This window comes from Serratia sp. OLAL2, from assembly GCF_002752475.1.
GTDB lineage: Bacteria > Pseudomonadota > Gammaproteobacteria > Enterobacterales > Enterobacteriaceae > Serratia > Serratia bockelmannii.
Genome location: NZ_MSTL01000007.1, coordinates 50,081 through 70,930 on the forward strand (window position 1 = coordinate 50,081; position 20,850 = coordinate 70,930).

The window sequence follows — 20,850 nt, forward strand, 5'->3', positions numbered from 1 at the left end:
GTGGCTGCAGGTGGGGGTGTTAAGCCTGCGTCAGCAGCTGCAAAAAGCGGCTCAGCGCGGTAAAAGGCGGTTCGCTGTTGCGCCAGAAGACGCCCACGCTGCCTTTCTGCTCTATCTTCGGCAGATTCAGGATCGCCAACTGCCCCTGGCTGGCATAACGCTGCGCCAGCCGTAGGGAAAGAATGGAGATCATATCGCTGCTTTGCAGCAGGTTGGTACTGACGTTCATGGATGCCGATTCAACCGTGTTTTCGGGCAGCATCACGCCGTTATCCGCCAGCGCATTATCAATGCTGAGGCGGATGGGCGTGCCGGTCGGCCAGACAATCCAGCGCCAGTGGGTGAGATCGCGCCAGGTGAGGGAGGCGGATTCCGCCAGCGGATGGTGAGGGCGGGCAACAAAGCATACCGGTTCGGTGTAGAGCACTTGATAGTTGAGCGGCAGTTGCAGCGCCCGCCCGCCAACGCGGCCCACGACGACGTCCACCGCGCCCGCGATCAGATCGTGCAGCAGCGGGGTCATCACCTTTTCCTCAATATTGAGATGCAGCGTTGGCATTTCCTGCAGCAGGCTCAATATGGCCTGCGAAACGCAGTCGGTGGCGACCGGCGAACAGCCGATTTTCAGGCTTCCCACCAGCCCGCCTTGCTTAAAGCGGGCGATTTCAGACTGCGAACGCTCGAGATCGTTGACCAAGCGCTGCGCATGCTGAAGCAGCAGTTTCCCCCCCTCGGAGGGGCGCAGCCCTTTGCTATGCCGCTCAAACAGCGTGATCCCAATCTCATCTTCGAGCTGTGACAACCATTTTGACAGAGCGGGTTGGGAGATGTTCATCATCCGGGCAACGTGGGTCAGATTTCCCTGCTCACCCAACGCCACCAACATTTGCAGATGGTGAAGTTTCATTTTCTGCGCCCAGTTCGCCATTTGCTATAACCCTCCGGTTATGTCTCTGCCTGAAAAGCCATTGTACATTTTATCGCTAAGGATACAAATTCGTAACATACCTAAAACAAGACAGACATCTCCCTACCTGCACCGAGGCGCTCACTATGACTCAACGGCGTGATTTACAAGCACTGATCGATGCTGCTCCCATCGGTAAGACGCAGTGGCGCGTTATCATCTGCTGCTTTTTGGTGGTGATGTTCGATGGTTTTGACACCGCCGCCATTGGTTTCATCGCACCCGACATCCGTACCCAATGGCAACTGACCGCCGGCGAACTGGCACCGCTGTTTGGCGCGGGGTTGTTGGGATTGACGGCGGGCGCACTGCTTTGCGGCCCGCTTTCTGACCGCTTTGGCCGCAAGCGCGTCATCGAACTTTGTGTGGCGCTGTTTGGCACGCTGAGCCTGATTTCGGCCTTCTCCCCCGATATGCCAACGCTGGTCATTTTACGTTTTCTCACCGGCCTGGGGTTGGGGGGCGCGATGCCGAACACCATCACGATGACCTCTGAATATCTGCCTGCTCGCCGCCGTGGTGCGCTGGTCACGCTGATGTTCTGCGGTTTCACGCTCGGTTCAGCCCTGGGCGGGATCGTCAGCGCCCAACTGGTGCCGGTGATGGGGTGGCACGGCATTTTGGTGCTCGGAGGCGTTTTGCCGCTGATGCTCTTTGTGGTGCTGCTGTTTGCCCTGCCGGAATCCCCGCGCTGGCAGGTCCGCCGCCAACTGCCGCGCAAGGTGATTGCCAAAACGGTCAGCGGCATCACCCGAGAGTGCGATGAAGAGACCCATTTTTACCTCAACGAAGCCGCTACGGCGACCAAAGGGAGCATCAGCCCGCTGTTTGCCGGCCGCCAGCTGCGCATTACTCTCATGCTCTGGGCGGTTTTTTTTATGAGCCTGTTGATTATCTATCTGCTCTCCAGTTGGATGCCGACGCTGCTTAACCATCGCGGTATAGATCTGCAGCATGCCTCTTGGGTGACCGCCGCTTTCCAGATGGGCGGAACGTTGGGGGCGCTGGGGCTGGGCGCGTTGATGGACAAATACAATCCCTTCCGGGTGTTGGCGGCGAGCTACGCCCTGGGAGCCGCGTGTATCGTCATGATTGGTCTGAGCGAGAACGGCCTGTGGCTGATGGCGCTGGCCATCTTCGGCACCGGCATCGGCATCAGCGGTTCGCAGGTTGGGCTGAATGCCTTGACCGCCACGCTCTATCCGACACAAAGCCGGGCGACCGGCGTCAGCTGGTCCAATGCCATTGGCCGCTGCGGCGCGATTGTCGGCTCGCTTGCCGGCGGCGTGATGATGGCGATGAATTTCTCATTCGATACGCTATTTTTCATTATTGCCGTGCCGGCGGCGATCAGTACGGTGATGTTAATGCTGCTGACGGCTGTTGTTCGCCAGTCTGCTCCAGCCCCTGATACGTTGCCTCGCGCAGCGTCGTGAATGAAAAGGAGAATCCCTATGCCTGAACGCAATCAGGATGTTAATCCCAGCCGCCAGCAGTTCTACCGGCATATTTCAGGGCAGAACCTGACCCCATTGTGGGAGTCGCTGCACCATTTGGTGCCGCAAACGCCGAATGCAAACTGCGCTCCGGCTTACTGGAACTATCAGGCGATTCGCCCGCACCTGCTGGCCAGCGGCGAGTTGATTGGCGCCAAAGAGGCGGTTCGCCGCGTGCTGGTGCTGGAAAACCCGATGCTGCGCGGACAGTCCTCCATCACCCCGACGCTGTATGCCGGATTGCAGTTGATCATGCCGGGCGAAGTCGCGCCGAGCCATCGCCATAATCAGTCGGCATTGCGTTTTATCGTCGAAGGGAAAGGGGCATTTACCGCCGTTGACGGTGAACGTACGCAAATGCATGAAGGCGACTTCATTTTGACGCCGCAGTGGCGCTGGCACGATCACGGTAATCCCGGCGAGGAGCCGGTGGTATGGCTGGACGGGCTGGATCTGCCGCTGGTGAACCTGCTGGGTTGCGGTTTCGCGGAAGACTATCCGCAAGAGCAGCAGCCCGTGACGCGCCAGGAGGGGGATTATTTACCGCGCTATGCGGCCAATATGCTGCCGCTGCGCCATCAGAAAGGCAACTCATCGCCCATTTTCAACTACCGCTACGATCGCAGCCGGGAAGCGCTGCACGACCTCACCCGCATGGGGGACGCCGACGAGTGGGACGGCTACAAGATGCGCTACGCCAACCCGGTGACCGGCGGCTATCCCATGCCCTCGATGGGCGCCTTCCTGCAGCTGCTGCCGAAAGGCTTTTCCTCACGGAAGGCGCGCACCACGGACAGCACCATTTACCACGTGGTGGAAGGGCGCGGCCAGGTCAGCATCGGCAGCGAAACCCTTCACTTTTCGGCAAAAGATATCTTCGTGGCGCCGACCTGGTTCGACGTGTCGTTTCAGGCGGACGAAGACACCGTGTTATTCAGTTTCTCGGACAGGCCGGTTCAGGAAGCCCTGGGACTGTTCCGCGAAGCACGTTATTAATTTGGGAGAGACAAAATGACGCAATACGTATTTGCACCGCAAGCCCCTGTGACGGTTCCTGTTGTGGGGAGTGATAAACAGTTTCCCGTGCGCCGTGTCTACTGCGTCGGGCGTAACTATGCTGCGCATGCCCGCGAAATGGGCTTTGACCCGGATCGTGAGCCACCGTTTTTCTTCTGCAAGCCTGCCGATGCGGTGGTGCCGGTGGCGGCCGGCGAAACGCTGGCGTTGCCGTATCCGTCGCAAACCGACAACTATCACTACGAAATCGAACTGGTGGTGGCGATTGGCAAACGGGGGAGCGATATTCCGCTGGAAAAGGCGCATGAATACATTTGGGGATATGCCACAGGCCTGGACATGACCCGCCGCGATCGGCAGATGGACATGCGTCAGATGGGGCGCCCATGGGAAATCGGCAAGTCGTTCGATCTTTCTGCGCCCATCGCGCCATTGCATAAAGCCGGCGACAGCGCCGACGTGAACAACGCGCCTATCTGGCTGCAGGTCAACGGCAGCGATCGCCAGCGCAGCGACATCCGCCATCTGATCTGGTCGGTGAATGAAACCATCAGCTATCTGTCCGGCTTTTTTGAGCTGCAGCCCGGCGATCTGATTTTTACCGGGACGCCGGAAGGGGTGGGCGCGGTGGTGAAAGGCGATGTGATTACCGGCAATGTAGAGGGGCTAACCCCAATCGCCGTGAAGATTGTCTGAGCCGATTCAGAGGTGAATGATGAAGCTGTACAGTTTCTTTAATAGCTCAGCGTCCTACCGCGTGCGCATTGCGCTGGCGCTGAAAGGCCTCCATTACCAGACGGTGGGGGTCAATATTCGTATCGGGCAGCAGAATGAGCTGGCATATCGGCGAATGAACCCGGTCGGGCTGGTGCCGACGCTGCTCACGGACGACGGTGAGTCTCTCAGCCAGTCGCTGGCGATTATTGACTGGCTGGATCGCCATTTTCCTCAGTCGCCGCTGTTGCCGACGGCCGACCCGGCGCGCAGCCGGATACTGGAAATCGTCTATGTTATTGCCTGCGATATTCATCCGGTAAATAACCTGCGGGTTTTACGCTACCTGAGTGAAGAGCTGAAGGTGAGTGAGGAAGAGAAAAAACGCTGGTATGCGCACTGGATCCGCCAAGGGCTGAGCGCCGTAGAACAGCTGTTGCTCCAGAGGCCGCCAGGACCCTTCTGCGTTGGAGATACCCCGACGTTGGCGGATTGCTGCCTGATCCCTCAGTGGGCGAATGCCCTGCGGATGGGGTGCGATCTGAGCGGGTATCCGCGCTGTAAGGCGGTTTACGACGCCTGTACTCAGCTCCCGGCGTTCATCGCCGCGGCGCCCGAAAACCAACAAGACAAAATCTCAGCCTGAGCCCGAAAGGAGGAAAACAATGGCTAAAGTGATGCGCGCAATTATCGTCGGGGGAGGCATTGGCGGCGCAGCGACTGCGCTCTCGCTGGCTCGCCAGGGCATTAAAGTGATGTTGTTGGAAAAGGCGCACGAGATTGGTGAGATTGGGGCGGGTATTCAGCTCGGCCCCAACGCCTTTTCCGCGCTGGATAGCCTGGGTGTGGGCGGCGTAGCGCGTCAGCGCGCCGTCTTTACCGATCACATTACCCTGATGGATGCGGTCAATGCCCAGGAGGTGGTGCATATTGAGACCGGGCAAGCATTTCGCGATCACTTTGGCGGTCCCTATGCAGTTATCCATCGGGCGGATATCCACGCCTCTGTTTGGGAAGCGGTATTGACCCATCCGGATGTGGAATACCGTACCTCAACGCAGGTGGCGGGTATCAGCCAAACGGTGGACGATGTGACGGTATTTGATGAGCAGGGCAATCGCTGGACGGCGGATATTCTGATCGGCTGCGATGGCGTGAGGTCGGTGGTGCGGCAGTACCTGCTGGGCGATGCGCCGCGGGTGACCGGACATGTGGTTTACCGCGCCGTGATTAATTGCGATGAGATGCCGGAGGATTTACGCATTAACGCGCCGGTACTGTGGGCGGGGCCGCATTGCCATCTGGTGCATTACCCGCTGCGCGGCGGGAAGCAGTATAACCTGGTGGTGACGTTCCATAGCCGTCAGCAGGAGGAATGGGGTGTGAAGGAGGGCAGTAAAGAGGAGGTACTTTCCTATTTTTCCGGTATTCACCCGCGTCCGCGCCAGATGCTGGATAAGCCGACCTCATGGCGCCGCTGGTCAACCGCCGATCGTGAACCGGTGGAGAAATGGGGCAACGACCGTATCACGCTGGTGGGAGACGCAGCGCACCCGGTGGCACAGTATATGGCACAGGGAGCCTGCATGGCGCTGGAGGATGCGGTAACGCTGGGTAAAGCGCTGGAAGAGCATGGAGGGGATGCGGCAAAAGCGCTTGCCCTGTACGAGTCGGTACGTATTCCACGCACGGCGCGCATCGTCTGGTCAACCCGTGAGATGGGCCGTGTTTATCACGCCGCAGGCGTTGAGCGCCAGGTGCGTAATCTGTTATGGAAAGGCAAATCTCAGGCGGAATTTTATCGCGGAATGGAATGGCTGTACGGCTGGAAAGAAGAAAACTGCCTGCAGCCGCGCTGAGAGAGAGGCCCTGCCCAGGCCTCCGCTAGCGCATGGGCCAAATCGGTGCGGCCTAATCCTCTCAATATGCAGACGAAAAAAAACCTGCTGTAACAGCAGGTTTTCTTAAATTTGGTCGGCATGAGAGGATTATGCGCATCTTCGATGCTTGCCCTGCGGGCCGTTGCTAAAGCAACGTGGTCTCACTACGTTCGGCTCAAACCTCCTTCGGAGATTCTCATCCTCTCGACGTGCAGACGAAAAAAAACCTGCTGTAACAGCAGGTTTTCTTAAATTTGGTCGGCATGAGAGGATTCGAACCTCCGACCCCCGACACCCCATGACGGTGCGCTACCAGGCTGCGCTACATGCCGACGCTATGAAAAATCATACTACCGATTCCCGATGTTAATGCAAGCGCCTCGCCACTTGATTGCTTTAGTTTTAAGCAGTTAGTTGGCGATAAAGCGTTTTACATCGGTCAGCACCTGCAGCAGCAGAGCAAGCTGCGGTTTCTCGTCTTTTATTTCTTCGCCGTTCTGATCGTAGACGCGATAGTTGCCGCTGTTGTCCAGCATCAGCGTCTGCGTCGGCGTAGTGATCACCAGCTGATTGCCATCGCCGGTGGCGATCCAGTCGTTGCGGCGCTGGGCGGTGAACAGATCTTCGCCCTGCGAATAGTCTTTCGGCGCGGTTTTCACGTGCAGCAACCGTTGCATCAAGGTGCGCATCACGTCGTTATGGCCGGTCAGCTTGCTGATGGTCTGCGCTGGGGTGCCCGGCCAGTGGATCACCAACGGCACCTGCAGTTGCGCCTGGTTGAAGGCAGTGCCGGCGCCCCATTGGCCTTTGCCGCTGTCGTTGAATTCGACGCCGTGTTCGGCGGTGATCACCACCACGGTTTTGTCCAGCAGACCGCGCTGTTTTAGGGTATCCAGCACCTGGGCTATCTGGGCATCCACGTCTTGCGCGCCGGTGCGATAGCGTTGGATAAAATCGGCCGGCGCCGGGGTTTTGTCGCCTTCGGCCGGCTCGGCGCCGCTGAAGTTGATATAGGAGAACCACGGCTCTTTGCCGCCCTGATCCGTCAGCCAGCGCTGCCATTGCTGCGTGGTTTGCGCGTCGCTTTGCGGCGCCGGCGTCGGCAGCGAGAAGTCGGTCAACAGGGCCTGGCGGTACAGGCTGGCGTTGAAACCGTCGGAAGAGAACAGCCCCAGTTGGTAGCCCTGATCGCCGAGCGCGTTGAGCAGCGCCGACGGCTTGCGGCCGGCGAGCACGCTGTCCAGATAGGTCGGAGAAATGCCGTAGAACAGGCCGAACAGCCCGGTGTCGGCATGATTACCCGAGCTGTAGTGATCGCTGAAGCGCACGTTTTCCTGGGCGAAGCGCGTCAGCGCCGGCATGTCCTGCGCCACGTCTTTGGCGCGAATGCCGTCCACCACGATCATCAGCAGGTTATAGCCGCTGCCTTTATCGCCGTAGCTGAGATCGCTGAGCGGATACTCCACCGCCACCGCTTCCGGGTTGCCCTGTTGCATCAGGCGGCGCTCATACTCTTGCTGGTCGAGCAGGCCGTGTTTTTCGAGGAACTTGCGCGCGGTCATCGGGTACGAGAGCGGCAGATTGGCTCGCTGCATGGTGATCGGGCGATAGAAGTTGGCGTCAGCCCAAATGTAAATCAGGTGCGACGCGAAAAAGGCGCTGATAAACAGCGCCGCCAGCGGTTTGCCGAAGCGGCGGCGGTTCAGGCTGCGCAGCTTCTGCCAGCTCCAAGTGCCGAACAACATCTCCACCAGGAAGATCACGGGCACGCAGATAAACATCAGCTGCCAGTCGCGCGACAGCTCACTCTGGTCCGGGTTGACCACCAGATCCCACACCACCGGATTGAGGTGCAGGTGGAAATGGGAGAACACTTCGCTGTCGACCAGCAACAGCGTGAGCCCGATGGTGGCCAGCGCGGCGGAAATAAATCGCAGCAGCCGCTGCGACATCACCACGAAGGTGAGCGGGAAGATCACCAGCAAATAGCCGGCGAACACGATAAAGCTGAAATGCCCCAGCAGGCTGACAAAGGCATAGACCCGGCCCAGCAGGGATGCGGGCCAGTCGGTAACAAACAGGTAGCGGCTGCCCAGCCCAAGGGCGAGCAGGATGTTGAATAAGGCGAACCAGTGCCCCCAGCTGATCATCTGGGAGACTTTTTCACGATAACGCTGACGGTTTGTCACCATAAGTCAATATTAATGTGCTTTGTCTTCACGGACAGAAGCCTGCAGGGCTTCCGCGAACGATCTTGCCAGGGTTTTCCGCTGCGCGGGGGCAACGCTGGTGTTGATCAAATTAGTGACCATGTTGCCCAGCACCATCAGGGAAAGATCGGTGGGGGTATGGTGTTTTTCCAGAACATTGACCAGCTCTGAGAGCAGTTGTTCAACGTGTTCGTCACTGTAACGGGATGATTGTGGCATAAAATTGCGCTTAGTAATCTGCAAAGTGCCCTATCTTACCGTATAGGGCAGTGATTTTCCGCTCTTTTATCACTTCCTGTCATTTGGGGAAGGGGGCGCCCGTGGCGGGGCTGCTCCTCGCAGCGCCTTTCCGGTTTGCCGCGGTTTTTAGTATTGCAGGTCGGGGCCTTCAGTGTTTGAATACGCGCCTAAAGAACAGGAGGATTTACCATGAGTCTGGATATCGACCAGATCGCTTTGCATCAGTTGGTGAAACGCGACGAGCAAACGCTGGACGTGGTGCTGCGCGATTCCTTGCTTCCTACCAACGCGGCGGTGGAAGAAATGATGACGGAACTGCATCGCGTCTACAGCGCCAAGAGCAAGGCCTTAGGCCTGTTCAACGAAGGTAGCGAGCTGGCGGAAGCGCTGCGCACCTGCCGCAAGGACGATAAGGACTTTCTGGCCTTCAGCCGCGCGGCGACCGGCCGCCTGCGCGACGAACTGGCGAAGTATCCGTTTGCCGAAGGCGGCGTGGTGCTGTTCGGCCAATACCGTTATCTGGCGGTGGAGTACCTGCTGATCGCGGTGCTGAACAGCCGTAACAGCATGCGCGTCAACGAAGAGCTGGATATCAACACCACGCACTATCTGGACATCAACAACGCCGATATCGTCGCGCGCATCGATCTGACCGAATGGGAAACCAACCCGGAATCGACCCGCTATCTGACCTTCCTGCGCGGGCGCGTAGGCCGTAAGGTCGCCGACTTCTTCATGGATTTCCTGGCGGCGTCCGAAGGGTTGGACACCAAGGCGCAAAACCGCGGGCTGCTGCAGGCGGTAGACGACTACTGCGCCGATGCGCAGCTGGACAAGAACGAGCGCCAGTCGGTGCGCCAGCAGGTGTACAGCTACTGCAACGAACAGCTGCAGGCCGGCGAAGAGATTGAACTGCAGGCCTTGTCGCAGGAGCTGTCGCCGCTCGGCGAGAAAGACTTCATGCAGTTCTCCAGCGAGCAAGGGTATGAGCTGGAAGAGAGCTTCCCGGCGGATCGCGGCACGCTGCGCCAACTGACCAAATTTGCCGGCAGCGGCGGCGGCATCAGCCTGAACTTCGACGCCATGCTGCTGGGCGAACGCATTTTCTGGGATGCGGCCACTGACACGCTGACCATCAGAGGCACGCCGCCGAACCTGCGCGATCAGCTGCAGCGCCGGACCGGCAGCGGCAAGTAAGCGTGCCGAATCGCAGACAATAAAAAACGCCGCAATTGCGGCGTTCTTTATTTCGGCGTCCCGAAAGGTTCGAAAACGTAGCGATTAAACGCGAACGAAGTCGATGTGAGCCAGTTTTGGCTTGAACGGGTGACGCTGTACAGCCTGAACCTTAACTTTGGTTTCTTTACCGTCGATAACCAGAGTTACTGCTTCGCTGTAGAATTCTGGTTTAGCTTCCATGTTCTTAACAGAATCATGGTCCAATTCGATGGAAACTGCAGCTTCTTTGCCACCGTAAACGATAGCTGGGAATTTGTTTGCTGCACGCAGGCGGCGGCTCGCACCTTTACCCTGGTCTTTACGTACTTCTACATTGATAGTGAACATTGTTTTTTCTCTTAAAAGAAAATTTACCCTGCTACAGGCGACCCAAGTAGCAAGTTCGGAAACCCGCTTTAACGCTGGGCAGGCCCAGGTAAAGCGCGCGGCATTTTAACGGAAAGCCGCCCGCAGGGCAACGAAAACCTGCCCAGGTTGGGGACAGTTCGCTCAGGCCAACTGATTGGCGCGGCGGAAACGGCCTTGATAATCGAACACTTTCTCACGCACCTGCCAAAACTGCCCGCGCTTGCGCGCCACCACGAAATCCGGATGGCGCAGCGCCTGCTGTTGCGCCAGCACGTCGGCGGCGGTGTGCCAGGCGAACGGCACGCCCGGCGCGCGCTGATGCGGGCGCAGGAACAGCATCTCGAACGCTTTGCGCTGCGCCGGCGTCTGCAGGCGGAAGCGCTCGCTGGTGCTGGTGCCGTCCTCGTCGTAATAGGTGGCCTTCAGCCATTCGCCCTTGTCGTCGCGGCCGCTCTGCAGTTCCATGCCGCCGCAGCGCAGCACCAGCGCGTCTTTCAGCTTCAGCGCCGCCTTCAGCATGTCATCGGGATCGACCAACACTTCCTGACATTGATGGCAGCGGCGTGCGGCGATATCGTTCTCCGCGCCGCAGTGCGGGCAACTCTTGAACCGGAAGCGGTAATCGCACTGCTCGCGGTGGCCGTCGTCGTCCTCCAGCCAGCCCTGGCAGCGGCGGCCGTAGTGCTCGATGATATCGCCGTTCTCGGTGCACTTGCCCCAGAACAGGTTGGCGAAGCCGCAGGCCGGGCAGAATACCTGCACCGGCTGGCTGTCGCCGTGCGGCTTGCTGACGCCGACTTCCGGCGTGAACAGATCGTGCGGGTTGCCGGCGTAGTCGAGGATCAGGCAATCCTTTTTGTCGGGCGCCAAACGCAGCCCGCGCCCGACGATCTGCTGGTACAGGCTGACGGACTCGGTGGGGCGCAGGATCGCGATCAGATCGACGTGCGGCGCGTCGAAACCGGTGGTCAATACCGCGACGTTGACCAGATAGCGCAGCCGCTGCTGTTTGAACGCGTCGATCAGCGCATCGCGCTCGGCGGGCGGCGTTTCGGCGCTGACCAGCGCGGCTTCGCCGTTCGGCAACAGGCCGTGGATCTCGCGGGCGTGTTCGACGGTGGCGGCGAAGATCATCACGCCTTTGCGATCCTCTGCGTACTCCACGATCTGGCTGATGATGTGCGGCGTGACGCGGTTTTGCCGCTTCAGCTCGCGGTTCAGATCCGCTTCGCTGAACAGGCCGTTGCTCCTGGCCTCCAGCCGGCTGAAGTCATATTGCACGATCGGCATATCCAGCCGCTCAGGCGGCACCAGGAAGCCGTTCTTAATCATGTAGCGCAGCGGCAGCTCGTAGATGCAGTCGCGAAACAGACTGGCGCCGTCGCCGCGGGTGAAGCCATGGTAGTGATACTGGTAAATCCAGCCCTTGCCCAGTCGGTAAGGCGTGGCGGTCAGCCCCAGCAGCCGCAGCTGCGGGTTGGTTTTCTGTAAATGCTGGATGATTTGCTGGTACTGGCTGTCGTCGTCGTCGCTGATGCGGTGGCATTCATCGACGATCAGCAGCGAAAAGGCGCCGTCGAACAGCGGCAGGTTGCGCGCGACGGACTGTACGCTGCCGAACACCACCTTGCCGGCGCTCTCTTTCTGCTGCAGGCCGGCGGCGAAGATATCCGCTTCCAGGCCGTAGGCGCAGTATTTGGCGTGGTTTTGCGCCACCAGTTCCTTGACGTGCGCCAGCACCAACACCCGCCCGCGGGCGCGCTTCGCCAGCTCGGCGATCACCAGGCTTTTGCCGGCACCGGTCGGCAGCACGATCAGCGCCGGTTCGGGGTGCCGCCGGAAATGGTTGATGGTGGCTTCGACCGCTTCCAGTTGGTAGGGGCGTAGGGTAAAGGCCATAAATGAACGCCGTAGGTTGGAATGGGCCGCCGGGAACCGGTTTTGTCACCTCTGTTCCCACAGAAACCGTGACATTTTACGTGCCGGGCGGCCGAAAAATTTCTATTATTATGCCTTCTGCGCGCGCGCGGTGCGAGAAGCGTGAAAATTACCCCTGTCGGGCAACGCGTTGTACCGCTATACTCGTGTGACAGCAATCGCTGTTCCCCCACGCGATTTCCCCCCTGAACCTGCCATTTGCACCCGGTGCAACGGCGGGCGTCATATTTTGGCAATACGATCAATGCGATCATAACAACGACAGGCAAAGCAGATCCCATGCGATTGGACAAGTTTTTATCTCAGCAGTTAGGCATTAGCCGTGCGCTGGTTGCGCGCGAACTTCGGGCTAAACGCGTCACCGTGGACGGTGAGGTGGTGAAGAGCGGGGCTGTCAAACTGACCCCGGAGCAAGAAGTGGCGTTCGACGGCAATCCGCTGCAGCAGCAGAACGGCCCGCGCTATTTCATGCTCAACAAACCGCAGGGTTACGTCTGTTCCACCGACGATCCCGATCATCCGACGGTGCTGTACTTCCTCGATGAGCCGGTCGCGTACAAGCTGCACGCCGCCGGGCGGTTGGATATCGACACCACCGGGCTGGTGCTGATGACCGACGACGGCCAGTGGTCGCACCGCGTCACGTCGCCACGCCACCACTGTGAGAAAACCTATTTGGTGACGCTGGAGCACCCGCTGGCGGAAGACACCGCGCAGCGTTTCGCCGAAGGGGTGCAACTGCACAACGAGAAAGATCTGACGCGGCCGGCGACGCTGGAGCAGGTCGACGAGCACGTGGTGCGCTTGACCCTCAGCGAAGGGCGCTACCACCAGGTGAAGCGGATGTTCGCTGCCGTCGGCAATCGGGTGATCGAGTTGCACCGCGAGCGCATCGGCGCCATCGTGCTGGATGACGATCTGGCGCCGGGTGAATACCGCCCACTGACCGAAGAAGAGATCGCCAGCGTGGGCGCGCCGCACCTGCAGGACTGATAACCGATCATCGATTGCGGCCGATTAAGGAGTCGTGGAACGTGCAACAGAACCGAACCTCTCATCTCGGTTTGATTTTCATTCTGGGCCTGTTGTCCATGTTGATGCCGTTGGCCATCGACATGTACCTGCCCAGTATGCCGGTGATCGCCGCCCAGTTTGGCGTCGAGTCCGGCAGCGTGCAGATGACGCTCAGCGCCTATATGCTCGGCTTTGCCTTCGGGCAGCTGTTCTATGGGCCGATGTCGGACAGCATCGGCCGCAAGCCGGTGATCCTGTGGGGTACGCTGATCTTCGCCATCGCCGGCTGCGCCTGCGCCATGGCGCAATCGATCGATCAGCTGATCGGGCTGCGTTTCCTGCACGGTTTGGCCGCCGCCGCCGCCAGCGTAGTGATCAACGCCTTGATGCGCGACATGTTCACCAAGGACGAGTTCTCGCGCATGATGTCGTTCGTCATTCTGGTGATGACCATCGCGCCGCTGCTGGCGCCGATGATCGGCGGGGCGCTGCTGCTGTGGTTCAGTTGGCACGCCATCTTCTGGACCATGGGCGCCGCGGCGTTGATCGGTTCACTGCTGGTGGCCCTGTTCATCAAGGAGACGCTGCCGAAAGAACGGCGACAGCGGTTCCACCTGCGCACCACGCTGGGCAACTTCGGTTCGTTGTTCCGCCACAAACGGGTGCTGAGCTACATGCTGGCCAGCGCCTTCTCGTTCGCCGGCATGTTCTCGTTCCTCAGCGCCGGGCCGTTCGTCTACATCGAATTGAACCACGTTTCGCCGCAGCATTTCGGCTACTATTTTGCGCTGAACATCGTCTTCCTGTTCCTGACGACGCTGATCAACAGCCGCAACGTGCGGCGGTTCGGCGCGGTCAAGATGTTCAAGCTGGGGCTGCTGGTACAGCTGGCGATGGGGCTGTGGCTGCTGGCGGTGAGCGCTGTCGGTCTGGGTTTCTGGGCGCTGGTGATCGGCGTTGCGGTCTATCTGGGGTGCATCGCGATGATCTCCTCCAACGCCATGGCGGTGATCTTGGATGATTTCCCGCATATGGCGGGCACGGCTTCTTCCTTGGCCGGTACGTTGCGCTTCAGCATCGGTGCGCTGGTGGGAGCGGTGCTGTCGATGGCGCCGGGCAAAAGCGCCTGGCCCATGGTCACCTCGATGGCGCTGTGCAGCATCGTGGCGGTGCTGTTCTATGTTTACGCCAGCCGGCCGCGCGATCGCGCAGCCTGACGTTCTCCCGATTCGGGGCGTTTTGCCCCGCATCGCCTTAGGGTTGCGCCTTGCCATTTCAGGGTGCAACTGGCAATGAAAAATTTGTTGCTAAATATACGCAAGCTAATTAATTGGTCGTTTTCCCCTCTGTGTGCTTTTTGTTAAAAAATTCCGCCATCGTGCCGCCCAATATTCCCCGGGAGGCGCGGCGCTCTGTCGGCTGAACAGCGTGAGCGGTTTGTATTAGGATTGATATAAATCAAGCTATTAGAAGAGACAGTTGCGCTAACGTGGTGGGCTAAATGTTTCTTCATTGTAAAAATATGGCGACGGAAAAGTAGTCGCATTGCAAGAAAAAAGAGTTGAGATCGCTGCGGGAAAGGGTTACATATAACGCAAAAATGCGAGCTGAGTCGCAAAATGCCGTGAAATAACACCGCACGGCGCGCCAAAAAATGGCACGGCATCGGCAAGCACGGGGTCAGGTTAATGGCTAGCGGCAAAATTTACATTTAAATAACATTTGTGCGCGGCAGAGTCGGGAGTCAACGGCTATAACTTAGTAACCCTGTCAGGTAAAAGTGTTTCACCTTTTCAATCTAGGGATTTCATGTGGAAAGTATCCAACTTTCGGTAGTGCATCGCTTGCCGCAAAGTTATCGTTGGCTATCTGGTTTCACCGGCGTGAAGGTCGAACCGATTCCGTTTAACGGAATAGACGAAGATAACAACCTGATTGGTCTGAAGTTACTCAGCCATGAAGGGGCCGAGGCCTGGCAGGTCATGCAACAGCTCAATCTGTCGCTGCAGGAGATTCAGGTCGACTGCGCGATTGTTGAATGGGAAGGGGAACCTTGCCTGTTCGTGCAGCGCAGCGACGAGAGCGCCACCATGTGCCGCCTGAAAAACGTCGGCGCCGCGATCGCCGAACCGCTCAGCGCGCAATACCCTTTCTAAATTCGCCGCTAGTCCGCCAACTGCAGCAGTTGACGGGTATAGTCGGCGGCGGGCGCCGCGAAAATCACCCGGCAGTCTCCCTGTTCAACCACTTCTCCCTGTCGCAACACGATGACCTGGTGGCATAGCGAACGCACCACCTGCAGGTCATGGCTGATGAACAGATAAGCCAGCCGGTGGCGTTGCTGCAGCGATTTCAGCAGCGTCAGGATCTGCGCCTGCACCGATTTATCCAGCGAAGAGGTCGGCTCGTCGAGGATCAGCAACTGTGGCTGCAGGATCAGTGCACGCGCGATGGCGATACGCTGGCGCTGGCCACCGGAAAACTCGGTGGGATAGCGGTGGCGCAACTGCGGGTCCAGCCCGACCTCCTGCAACACCGCGATCACGCGCTGTTCCCGTTGCTCGGCGGTAAGCCGCTGGTGCACTTCCAGCCCTTCGGCGATGATCTGCTGTACGTTCAGGCGCGGGTTCAGGGCGGAATAGGGATCCTGGAAGACGATTTGCATTCGGCTGCGGTAGGGCAGCATCTGCTTCATCGTGAGCGGGTGCAGCGGTTCGCCGTCGAACCAGATGGCGCCCTGAGAGGCCAGCAGGCGCAGCAGCGCCAGCCCGGTGGTGCTTTTGCCCGAGCCGGATTCTCCCACCAGCCCCACGCTTTCCCCGGCGCGCAGCTCGAAACTCAATGACTTCAACGCATAGTGATAATCCACCGTGCGGCGCAGCAGGCCGCGTCGAATAGGGAAGCGCACCTGCAGATCTTCCACCTTGAGCAGCGGCCGCTCGTCGCCGGGGCGCCCGTTGGCTGCGGCAGGCAGCGGCAGCGGTTCACCGACGTCCTCGGCGGCCAGCAGCTGCTGCGTGTAAGGATGTTGCGGCCGGCTGAACAGCTGCGTGCGGGAGTTTTGCTCTACGCAGCGCCCCTGACGCATTACCGCCACGTTATCCGCCAGGCGGCGCACGATATTCAGATTATGGGTGATAAACAGCAACCCCATGCCCATCTCCTGCTTCAGTTCTTGCAGCAGCGTCAGGATCTGCGCCTGGATAGTAACGTCGAGCGCGGTGGTGGGTTCGTCGGCGATCAGCAGTTTTGGGCGGGTCAACACCGCCATGGCGATCATCACCCGCTGGCGTTCGCCGCCGGACAGCTGATGCGGGTAATCCTGCAGCCGGCTCTTGGCCTGACGGATGCCGACGCGTTCCAGGCACTCGACGATCTCTGCGCGCGCGGCTTCGCGCCGCAGGCCGCGGTGCAGCATCAACACTTCCGCCAGCTGTTTTTCGATGGTGTGCAGTGGGTTAAGCGACACCATCGGCTCCTGAAAGATCATCGCGATCTGATTGCCGCGCACCTTGCGCAGCGCCGCTTCCGGCGCATGCAGCAACGAGTCGCCGTTGAACAGGATATCGCCGGCAGGGTAAACCACCGGCGGCGCGGGCAGCAGGCGCAGTATCGACAGGGCGGTGACGCTTTTGCCGGAGCCGGATTCCCCTACCAGCGCCAGCGTTTCCGCCGGCGCGATTTGCAGCGAGAGTTCGTTGACCACCGGCGTGACGGTGTCGCCCTGGCGGAAGGCGATGCTGAGATCTTGAATTGCGAGCAAAGGAGTGGCCATATCAATGCGCCTTGCTGGGGTCAAAGGCGTCGCGCACCGCTTCGCCGATAAAGATTAATAACGACAGCAGCACTGCCAATACCAAGAAGGCGGTGATGCCGAGCCACGGCGCCTGCAGATTGTTTTTGCCTTGCAGCAGCAATTCGCCGAGCGACGGCGAGCCTATCGGCAGCCCGAAGCCGAGGAAATCGAGCGACGTCAGGGTGGTGATCGAGCCGCAAAGGATAAACGGCAGGAAGGTCAGCGTCGCCACCGTGGCGTTAGGCAGCATATGGCGGGACATGATCACGCGATCCGGCACGCCCATGGCGCGCGCGGCGCGGATGTAGTCAAAGTTGCGGGTGCGCAAGAATTCGGCGCGCACTACGCCCACCAGGCTCATCCAGCCGAACAGGATGGTGATGCCGAGCAGCCACCAGAAATTGGGCTGGACGATGCTCGACAACAGGATGATCAGAAACAGCGTCGGCATGCCCGACCACACTTCGATAAATCGCTGCCCCCACAGGTCGAAACGCCCGCCGTAATACCCCTGGGTCGCGCCGACGCACACGCCGATCAGGCTGGAAAACAGCGTCAACGCCAGGCCGAACAGCATCGAAATGCGAAAACCATACAGCACCCGAGCCAGCACGTCGCCGCCGTTGCTGTCGGTGCCCAGCAGGTTATGGCGCGAAGGCGGCGAGGGGAAGGGCACCTCGGTGGCGAAGTTGATGGTGTCGTAGCTGAAACGGATCGGCGCCCAAACCGCCCAGCCGTGCCGTTCGATCTGCCGCTGGACGAACGGATCCTGATAGTCGGCCTCGGTGTTCAGCTCGCCGCCGAAGGCGGTTTCGCTGTAGCTAATCATAAACGGCAGGTACAAGCGGCCTTCATAACGCACCAACAGCGGTTTGTCGTTGGCGATCAGATCGGCGGCCAGGCTCAGGGTGAACAGCACCAGAAAGATCCACAGCGACCAGTAGCCGCGGCGGTTGCGGCGAAAACGCGCCCAGCGCGCCTGGTTGATCGGGCTTAGGCGGCTCATTGGCGGGCCTCGAAGTCAATGCGCGGATCGACCAGGGTGTAGGTGACATCGCTGAGGATGTTCAACAGCAGGCCGATCAGGGTGAAGATATACAGCGTGCCGAACATCACCGGGTAGTCGCGCTGCAGCGTGGCGTCGTAGCCCAGCAGCCCCAGACCGTTGAGCGAGAACATCACCTCAATCAGCAGCGATCCGGTAAAGAACATGCTGATGAAGGTGGCCGGAAAACCGGCGATCACCAGCAGCATGGCGTTGCGGAACACGTGGCGGTACAGGATCTTTTTTTCGTCCAGCCCTTTGGCGCGGGCGGTGGTGACGTACTGCTTGCGGATCTCATCAAGGAACGCGTTTTTGGTCAGCATGGTCAGGGTGGCGAAGCCGCCGATCACCGTCGCCAGCACCGGCAATGTGATGTGCCACAGGTAGTCGGCGATCTTCGCCGGCCACGAGAGAGTGTCGAAGTTGCTGGACACCAGGCCGCGCAGCGGGAACCAGTCGAGGTAGCTGCCGCCGGCGAACAGCACGATCATCAGGATAGCGAACAGGAAAGCCGGAATGGCGTAGCCGATGATGATCAGCGTGCTGCTCCAAGTATCGAATGCGCTGCCGTTGTGGACGGCCTTGCGGATGCCGAGCGGGATCGACACCAGATAGATGATCAGCGTGCTCCAAAGGCCCAGCGTGATGGAGACCGGCAGGCTCTGGCTAATCAGTTGCATCACCGAAGCGCCGCGAAACAGGCTGTCGCCGAAGTCGAAGCGCATATAGTTCCACAGCATGGTGAAGTAGCGTTCGTGCAGCGGTTTGTCGAAGCCGTACCGTTGGGTGATCTCGGCGATCACCTCCGGATCCAGGCCGCGCGAACCGCGATATTGGCCGTCGCCTGCCGCGATGCCCGTCCGGGCATGGCCCAGGCCTTCGCCGACACCGCCGCTGCCAAAACCGCTGCCGTGCCCCAGCTCGATGGCGGCGATGGCCTGATCCACCGGGCCACCGGGCGCGATTTGCACGATAAAAAAGTTGATGGTGATGATCGCCCACAGCGTGGGGATCACCAATAACAGTCTGCGTATCAGATAGGCCGCCATTCCGACTCCTTATTGCCGCTGAGCCGGTAAGCGCGCCGCCTTGTTGACGTCGTACCACCAGTTGTCGAAGCCGATCGCATAGGCCGGGCGGATCGACGGCGTGGAGAATTTGTCCCAATAGGCATAGCGATCGTGGTTGGAGTACCACATCGGCAGCATGTAGTTGTTCCAGGTCAGCACCCGGTCCAGCGCGCGGCCGAGCGGCAACAGGGCTTTTTCATCGCCCTGATGGGCGGCGATTTGCCTGACCAGGCTGTCAACCGCCGGGTCCTTGACGCCGGGGGTGTTATAGCTGGAATCGATGTACTGCGAATCCCAAATGATTTGCAAGTTGGCGCTGGGGAACGGCATTGCCATATACACCGTCGACATCATGTCGAAATCGCGCTCGCGCAGACGGCGGGTGTACTGCGAGGCGTCAATCTCGCGGATTTGCATTTCGATGCCCAACCGCTGCAGGTTGTGGCGGAACGGCAGCACATATTGGAAGTTGCTGCCGCTCAGCAGCATCAATTCAAAGGTGAACGGCTGGCCGGTTTTCGCGTTGACTAACTTTTGATTTTTGACCACCCAACCGGCTTCTTTCAGCAGTTGGGTCGCCTTCAGCAGGTTTTGCCGATCGTTGCCGCTGCCATCGGAGGAGGGCGGTTGGTAGATGCTGGTAAACACCTCTGGCGGTATCTGGCCTTTGAGCGGCGCCAGCAAGGCCAGTTCAGCGGCGTCCGGGTAGCCGCGGGCGGCGTAGGCGGTATTTTGGAAATAGCTGTCGGCGCGCTGATAGGCGTTGTAATACAGCGCTTTGTTCATCCAGTTGAAGTCGAAAGCCAGGCCGATCGCTTCCCGTACCCGACGATCGGCGAACAGCGGTTTTTGCAGGTTAAACGCCAGCCAGCGGGTATTCTGTGCCGCCTGATTGGTTTCGTCCTGTTTGATGATGTAGTTGCGCGCGAAATTACCGCCCTGATACTGGGTGGCCCAGCTCTTGGGCGACGGCTCGATGCGGAAATCATAAGCGCCGGCCTTGAAGGCTTCCAGCGCCACTTTATCGTCCAGGTAATAATCGTAGCGAATGCTGTCGAAGTTATAGCGGCCGCGATTCACCGGTAGGTTGGCGGCCCAGTAGTCGCGCACCCGCTGATAGGTGATGTACTGGCCGAGGCGGTAATCGCCGATTTTGTACGGGCCGCTGGCGAGCGGCGGGGTGCTGAGCGGTTCGTTGAGCTTATGGTTTTTCCAGAAGCTTTCCGGCAATACGCGCAGGCTGAGCAGGCTGAGGATTTGATCGCGATTTGCCTTAGGCAGCTCGATGCGCACCGTCAGCCGGGAAATGGCCTTGACCGTGACGCCTTTGTAAAAGGAGCGAAACTGCGGTACGCCTTCGGTCATGAATTTATTGAAAGTAAAGGCCACGTCGGCGGCGGTGATCGGGCTGCCGTCCTGGAAGCGGGCGCGGGCGTTGATATCCAATTCCATCCAGCGCATGTCGGCTGGGAAACGGGCCGATTCGGCAATCAACGGGTAATAGCTGCCGGGTTCGTCGTCGGAGTTGGTGAACAGCGTATCGTACAGCTCCATCGTGCGCTCGCCGGGTACGCCGCGGGTAGCGAAACGGTTGAAGTTGTCGTAGGTGCCGATGGCCGCCAGCCGTACGTCGCCGCCTTTGGGCGCCGCCGGGTTGACGTAGTCGAAATGGCTGAAGTCGGTGGCGTATTTCGGTTCACCGAGCAGGGCGAAAGCGTAGCTTTCGTTGAGGGCTTCGGCCTGCAGACCGAAACTCAGTGCCGAGAGCACCAGAGCAGCGAAAATGCGCACGGACATCGGACGGTAAGCTCCTGCTGTGGAATAAGGTACAACCTGCGCCCAGCATAACATTCTTCGGGTGGGCGCAGGGTAAAGT

At 59.5% G+C, this 20,850-nt stretch carries 18 protein-coding genes, 1 tRNA gene and 1 other RNA gene; 9 read left to right on the plus strand and 11 right to left on the minus strand.

From position 1 onward, the window contains the following. Window positions 1-19: 19 nt before the first annotated feature. The gene (locus BVU99_RS07205; RefSeq protein WP_043136460.1) at window positions 20-928 is read right to left on the minus strand and encodes a LysR family transcriptional regulator; all 909 of its coding nucleotides are present in this window, start codon (window positions 926-928) and stop codon (window positions 20-22) included. Window positions 929-1,053: 125 nt separating this feature from the next. On the opposite strand from BVU99_RS07205, the gene BVU99_RS07210 reads away from it, so the two are divergent. The 5 genes from BVU99_RS07210 to BVU99_RS07230 are packed head-to-tail and all read left to right on the plus strand — an operon-like array spanning window position 1,054 to window position 6,053. Further along, window positions 1,054-2,403 carry an aromatic acid/H+ symport family MFS transporter gene (locus tag BVU99_RS07210; RefSeq protein WP_049203377.1) on the plus strand — a complete coding sequence of 450 codons (1,350 nt, stop codon included), beginning with the start codon at window positions 1,054-1,056 and terminating at the stop codon, window positions 2,401-2,403. Between the two features lie 18 nt (window positions 2,404-2,421). Next, complete coding sequence (gene gtdA / locus BVU99_RS07215; protein ID WP_049208494.1) at window positions 2,422-3,459, plus strand: gentisate 1,2-dioxygenase; 1,038 nt, start codon at window positions 2,422-2,424, stop codon at window positions 3,457-3,459. Between the two features lie 15 nt (window positions 3,460-3,474). Then, complete coding sequence (locus BVU99_RS07220) at window positions 3,475-4,176, plus strand: fumarylacetoacetate hydrolase family protein (RefSeq protein ID WP_025303616.1); 702 nt, start codon at window positions 3,475-3,477, stop codon at window positions 4,174-4,176. 19 nt (window positions 4,177-4,195) lie between these two features. After that, window positions 4,196-4,840 carry a maleylacetoacetate isomerase gene (gene maiA / locus BVU99_RS07225; protein WP_060433915.1) on the plus strand — a complete coding sequence of 215 codons (645 nt, stop codon included), beginning with the start codon at window positions 4,196-4,198 and terminating at the stop codon, window positions 4,838-4,840. Window positions 4,841-4,859: 19 nt separating this feature from the next. Then, on the plus strand, window positions 4,860-6,053 hold the full coding sequence (locus BVU99_RS07230; protein WP_043136451.1) for a 3-hydroxybenzoate 6-monooxygenase: 1,194 nt from the start codon (window positions 4,860-4,862) through the stop codon (window positions 6,051-6,053). A gap of 112 nt (window positions 6,054-6,165) precedes the next feature. Here BVU99_RS07230 and BVU99_RS07235 read toward each other — a convergent pair. The 4 genes from BVU99_RS07235 to BVU99_RS07250 all read right to left on the minus strand — a co-directional run bounded on the left by BVU99_RS07235 (window position 6,166) and on the right by BVU99_RS07250 (window position 8,503). After that, window positions 6,166-6,294: non-coding RNA, RtT sRNA (locus tag BVU99_RS07235), on the minus strand. A 35-nt stretch (window positions 6,295-6,329) separates the two neighbouring features. Further along, a tRNA-Pro gene (locus tag BVU99_RS07240) sits at window positions 6,330-6,406 on the minus strand. Between the two features lie 78 nt (window positions 6,407-6,484). Beyond that, window positions 6,485-8,266 carry an LPS biosynthesis-modulating metalloenzyme YejM gene (gene yejM / locus BVU99_RS07245; RefSeq protein ID WP_025303564.1) on the minus strand — a complete coding sequence of 594 codons (1,782 nt, stop codon included), beginning with the start codon at window positions 8,264-8,266 and terminating at the stop codon, window positions 6,485-6,487. 9 nt (window positions 8,267-8,275) lie between these two features. Beyond that, window positions 8,276-8,503 (minus strand): YejL family protein, encoded by a 228-nt coding sequence (locus BVU99_RS07250; RefSeq protein WP_004935782.1) that lies wholly within the window; start codon window positions 8,501-8,503, stop codon window positions 8,276-8,278. Window positions 8,504-8,713: 210 nt separating this feature from the next. On the opposite strand from BVU99_RS07250, the gene yejK reads away from it, so the two are divergent. Continuing rightward, entirely contained in the window at window positions 8,714-9,721 is a 1,008-nt protein-coding gene (gene yejK, locus BVU99_RS07255) for a nucleoid-associated protein YejK (RefSeq protein WP_025303563.1), read from the plus strand. Between the two features lie 84 nt (window positions 9,722-9,805). On the opposite strand, the gene rplY is transcribed toward yejK, so the two are convergent. Further along, on the minus strand, window positions 9,806-10,090 hold the full coding sequence (gene rplY / locus BVU99_RS07260; RefSeq protein ID WP_019453645.1) for a 50S ribosomal protein L25: 285 nt from the start codon (window positions 10,088-10,090) through the stop codon (window positions 9,806-9,808). Between the two features lie 162 nt (window positions 10,091-10,252). Then, window positions 10,253-12,010, minus strand: a complete 1,758-nt coding sequence (locus BVU99_RS07265; RefSeq protein ID WP_099817470.1) for a DEAD/DEAH box helicase — start codon at window positions 12,008-12,010, stop codon at window positions 10,253-10,255. Between the two features lie 318 nt (window positions 12,011-12,328). On the opposite strand from BVU99_RS07265, the gene rsuA reads away from it, so the two are divergent. The 3 genes from rsuA to BVU99_RS07280 all read left to right on the plus strand — a co-directional run bounded on the left by rsuA (window position 12,329) and on the right by BVU99_RS07280 (window position 15,219). Continuing rightward, window positions 12,329-13,042, plus strand: coding sequence for a 16S rRNA pseudouridine(516) synthase RsuA (gene rsuA, locus BVU99_RS07270; protein ID WP_025303560.1), 714 nt, complete (start codon window positions 12,329-12,331; stop codon window positions 13,040-13,042). Window positions 13,043-13,083: 41 nt separating this feature from the next. Beyond that, complete coding sequence (locus BVU99_RS07275; RefSeq protein ID WP_025303559.1) at window positions 13,084-14,280, plus strand: Bcr/CflA family multidrug efflux MFS transporter; 1,197 nt, start codon at window positions 13,084-13,086, stop codon at window positions 14,278-14,280. Window positions 14,281-14,874: 594 nt separating this feature from the next. Beyond that, complete coding sequence (locus BVU99_RS07280; protein WP_004935763.1) at window positions 14,875-15,219, plus strand: YejG family protein; 345 nt, start codon at window positions 14,875-14,877, stop codon at window positions 15,217-15,219. 8 nt (window positions 15,220-15,227) lie between these two features. Here the strand turns inward: BVU99_RS07280 and yejF are convergent, their stop codons facing one another. The 4 genes from yejF to BVU99_RS07300 are packed head-to-tail and all read right to left on the minus strand — an operon-like array spanning window position 15,228 to window position 20,771. After that, window positions 15,228-16,838, minus strand: a complete 1,611-nt coding sequence (gene yejF / locus BVU99_RS07285; RefSeq protein ID WP_099817471.1) for a microcin C ABC transporter ATP-binding protein YejF — start codon at window positions 16,836-16,838, stop codon at window positions 15,228-15,230. 1 nt (window position 16,839) lies between these two features. Then, window positions 16,840-17,865, minus strand: coding sequence for a microcin C ABC transporter permease (locus BVU99_RS07290; protein ID WP_025303557.1), 1,026 nt, complete (start codon window positions 17,863-17,865; stop codon window positions 16,840-16,842). Next, on the minus strand, window positions 17,862-18,953 hold the full coding sequence (locus tag BVU99_RS07295) for a microcin C ABC transporter permease YejB (RefSeq protein ID WP_025303556.1): 1,092 nt from the start codon (window positions 18,951-18,953) through the stop codon (window positions 17,862-17,864). Before BVU99_RS07295 ends, BVU99_RS07290 begins: the two co-directional genes overlap by 4 nt. A gap of 9 nt (window positions 18,954-18,962) precedes the next feature. After that, window positions 18,963-20,771, minus strand: a complete 1,809-nt coding sequence (locus tag BVU99_RS07300; protein ID WP_025303555.1) for an extracellular solute-binding protein — start codon at window positions 20,769-20,771, stop codon at window positions 18,963-18,965. Between the last annotated feature and the right edge of the window lie 79 nt (window positions 20,772-20,850).